The sequence below is a fragment of the Planktothricoides sp. SR001 genome, from assembly GCF_001276715.1.
Taxonomy (GTDB): Bacteria; Cyanobacteriota; Cyanobacteriia; order Cyanobacteriales; family Laspinemataceae; genus Planktothricoides; species Planktothricoides raciborskii.
This window is the reverse complement of the sequence record NZ_LIUQ01000135.1, coordinates 1-2,389: the sequence shown is the minus strand read 5'-3', so window position 1 is coordinate 2,389 and position 2,389 is coordinate 1. Positions and strand designations below refer to the sequence as shown.

The 2,389-nt window shown below is 37.0% G+C and carries 5 protein-coding genes; 4 read left to right on the top strand and 1 reads right to left on the bottom strand.

From position 1 onward, the window contains the following. Positions 1-45: 45 nt before the first annotated feature. From AM228_RS28700 to AM228_RS28690, 3 genes are read left to right on the top strand one after another with little or no spacing between them, the layout of a single operon-like run. A complete protein-coding gene (locus AM228_RS28700) occupies positions 46-519 on the top strand; it encodes a gas vesicle protein K (protein ID WP_054470466.1) in 474 nt (157 codons plus the stop codon). A gap of 15 nt (positions 520-534) precedes the next feature. After that, the gene (locus AM228_RS28695; protein WP_054470463.1) at positions 535-1,269 is read left to right on the top strand and encodes a GvpL/GvpF family gas vesicle protein; all 735 of its coding nucleotides are present in this window, start codon (positions 535-537) and stop codon (positions 1,267-1,269) included. Positions 1,270-1,283: 14 nt separating this feature from the next. Next, the gene (locus AM228_RS28690) at positions 1,284-1,544 is read left to right on the top strand and encodes a gas vesicle protein GvpG (RefSeq protein ID WP_054470461.1); all 261 of its coding nucleotides are present in this window, start codon (positions 1,284-1,286) and stop codon (positions 1,542-1,544) included. A 167-nt stretch (positions 1,545-1,711) separates the two neighbouring features. Here AM228_RS28690 and AM228_RS28685 read toward each other — a convergent pair whose 3' ends face one another. Then, complete coding sequence (locus AM228_RS28685) at positions 1,712-2,032, bottom strand: gas vesicle protein (protein ID WP_054470459.1); 321 nt, start codon at positions 2,030-2,032, stop codon at positions 1,712-1,714. Positions 2,033-2,164: 132 nt separating this feature from the next. Here AM228_RS28685 and AM228_RS28680 point away from each other — a divergent pair. Then, positions 2,165-2,389: GvpL/GvpF family gas vesicle protein (locus AM228_RS28680; RefSeq protein ID WP_197285453.1), on the top strand; the 225-nt coding region annotated here is incomplete at its 3' end.

The window sequence follows — 2,389 nt, the reverse complement described above, 5'->3', positions numbered from 1 at the left end:
AGATTCGCCGTCAAAAACTGATTCACTAACTGCGTAACTGCGATCATGACACTTGTTTGCACACCTTATGATTCTGCTAATGAGGCTTTGCTGACCCGTCCAGAAAGTAATAGCAAAGCCGGTTTAGCACCTTTACTGTTAACTGTCGTGGAATTGGTACGCCAATTGCTCGAAGCCCAAATCATTCGCCGGATGGAAGGCGGAATTATCAGTGAGTCTGATTTAGATAGAGCCGCAGAAAGTATCCAAAAATTACAAGAACAAATTCTCCATTTGTGTGAAATTTTTGAAGTTGATCCAAAAGAGTTAAATATCAATCTAGGAGAATTTGGTACTCTTTTACCAGAGCCAGGAAGTTATTACCCAGGAGAAGATAGTACCAAACCTTCAGTATTGGAATTGGTTGATCGACTTTTAAATACAGGAGTTGTTGTTGAAGGGAATGTTGATTTAGGTTTAGCAAAACTTGATTTAATTCATCTAAAACTGCGTTTAGTTTTAACTTCTCAGCCCGTTTAATTTTGGAGAATGCTTATGGCGGTTGGTCTTTATTTATATGGAATATTTGCTGATCAGATTCCTGACAAAATAGTTTTGTCAGGGATTGATAATGAACCCGTTCACTGTGAGGTGATTGACGGTTTTAGTTTTCTCTACTCCGTTGCTCATAAAGAAAAATATTTGGCATCTCGTCGGTATTTAATTTGCCATGAAAAAGTATTAGAAAGCGTGATGGAAGCCGGATTTAGAACTTTGCTTCCATTGCGGTTTGGATTAGTTGTAAAAACCTGGGAAACGGTGGCAGAACAATTAATTAACCCGTATAAAAATCAACTGAAAGAATTATTTGCTAAATTGTCAGGCAAACGAGAAGTTAGCATTAAGATTTTTTGGGATAGCCAGTCAGAATTACAAAGGGCTTTGGAGTCTAATCCTGAGTTAAAGCAACAACGGGATGCGATGATGGGGAAAAACTTAACAATGGAAGAAATTATCCATATAGGTCAACTCATAGAAGGCACTTTATTTCAACGGAAACAAGATATTATTCAAGTCTTTAGAGAGCAATTAAGTCATTGTGCTCAAGAGATGGTCGAAAGCGAGCCGATGACCGATGACATGATTTATAATGCAGCTTATTTAATTCCTTGGGATCAAGAGCCTGAATTTAGCCAGAAAGTTGAAGCGATCGATCAAGAGTTTGGCGAGCGCTTGCGAATTCGCTATAACAATTTAACCGCACCCTATACCTTTGCCCAACTCATGTAAGGAGAAAATCAATTATGTTTCTTGATATTTTATGCTTTCCGGTTACTGGACCGATTGGTGGTTTGATGTGGATCGGGGAGAAAATTCAAGAGCGTGCAAATACGGAATATGATGACACAGAAAATTTACACAAACTTTTATTAGCCTTGCAACTGGCTTATGATCTGGGCGATATTTCTGAGGAAGAGTTTGAAATTAAGGAAGAAGAACTGTTATTAAAAATTCAAGCCTTAGAAGAAGAAGCTGTAGAAAACCAGTCTGAATATTCTCTCTAAAATGATTAGAAAAAATCAAAGTGGTTGTTGGATTTATTATCCTATGCGTTTTCAAATTCAAAATTGATACTAGCTAAGATTTTTTCTAGCATGACTTTTCTTAGTAAAGGCGGGTTTTACCACCTCAAGAATTCGAGGCTTCCTCAAAACCCGCCCTTGATTAAGCTTTAATATTCTAGGTAAAAGGCTTGAAAATTATTAGAGGATTGAGCAACAGTTTTAGAGGAATGCATCCCTTTAGGTAAACTAGGATTGAATTCACGCAAATCTTGAATATTCTGTTCTGTACTCTCAATTTGATGATCCAGAACCGTTAGACGATTTTTTAATTGCTGAATGCGCTGCTCCATAAATTTTAATTCTTTTTGGATGCGTTGTTTTTCAGTAATTAACTTATAAAGCTCAAGTTGCTGAGATGCTTCAGATTGCTTCCGAGGCATAGTGCTAATTTTAGGTTTAATTGGGCTGGGTACACGAGTGGTTGTCATAACAATTCCTGAATAGTTTATAATATTATAGCTGAGAATTTGGTGTTATAGTCTTGAAAAGACTAAAACATCAATTCAACGCCCCAATACAAAGATTTGTAAAAAATTTAAAATTTTCCTTTGGTAAGCCCTATGAAATTGTATAATTTATATACTTACGCTTTTTTAAAACCCCCAATAGAGAGCTTAACATTGCCGGTGGGAATTGCTAACCCAGTGTTACTGATAACTGGTGGAGACCTCTCAGCCGTAGTCGAACCCGAAGTTTGTTTAGACACTTTACAAAATGATGATGAATGCTTGATTCAAGCCGTTTTATGTCATGATCGCGTCATCTGCGAATTATTTCAGCAAACG

Excerpts from the sequence above, each read along its gene's own strand:
- AM228_RS28700 (WP_054470466.1), top strand. The coding sequence starts at position 46 with ATGACACTTGTTTGCACACCTTATGATTCTGCTAATGAGGCTTTGCTG.
- AM228_RS28695 (WP_054470463.1), top strand. The coding sequence starts at position 535 with ATGGCGGTTGGTCTTTATTTATATGGAATATTTGCTGATCAGATTCCT.
- AM228_RS28690 (WP_054470461.1), top strand. The coding sequence starts at position 1,284 with ATGTTTCTTGATATTTTATGCTTTCCGGTTACTGGACCGATTGGTGGT.
- AM228_RS28685 (WP_054470459.1), bottom strand. The coding sequence starts at position 2,032 with ATGACAACCACTCGTGTACCCAGCCCAATTAAACCTAAAATTAGCACT.